This window comes from Aromatoleum evansii, assembly GCF_012910805.1.
GTDB classification, from domain to species: Bacteria; Pseudomonadota; Gammaproteobacteria; order Burkholderiales; family Rhodocyclaceae; genus Aromatoleum; species Aromatoleum evansii.
This window is the reverse complement of record NZ_WTVK01000197.1, coordinates 1-474: the sequence shown is the minus strand read 5'-3', so window position 1 is coordinate 474 and position 474 is coordinate 1. Positions and strand designations below refer to the sequence as shown.

Sequence of the window (474 nt, the reverse complement as noted above, 5' to 3'; positions counted from 1 at the left end):
CTTCTTCTTCTCGTCGATCTCATAGTCGCCGGGCTTCGTGATCTTGCCGTCCTTGCCCTTCTCCGCGCGCGTCAGGTGCTCGACGATCGAGGCGAACTCGACGTACCACTTCGTCGCCGCGTCGGCAGGGCCGGAGATGATGAGCGGCGTGCGCGCCTCGTCGATGAGGATCGAGTCGACCTCGTCGACGATGGCGAAGTTGTGGCCGCGCTGCACGAGCTCGTCCGTCGACCACGCCATGTTGTCGCGCAGGTAGTCGAAGCCGAACTCGTTGTTGGTGCCGTACGTGATGTCCTTGTTGTACTCGTCTCGGCGCTGCGCCGGCGTCATCGACGACAGGATGCAGCCCGTCTCGAGCCCGAGCGCCCGGTGCACGCGGCCCATGAGCTCGGACTGGTACTCGGCGAGGTAGTCGTTGACGGTGACGACGTGGACGCCCTTGCCCTCGATCGCGTTGAGGTAGCTCGGCAGTGT

General features: G+C 64.6%; 1 pseudogene. It reads right to left on the bottom strand.

Going from position 1 to position 474, the window contains the following annotated elements:
- A pseudogene (gene secA, locus GO615_RS27900) lies at positions 1 to 474 on the bottom strand (preprotein translocase subunit SecA); the annotation flags it as partial.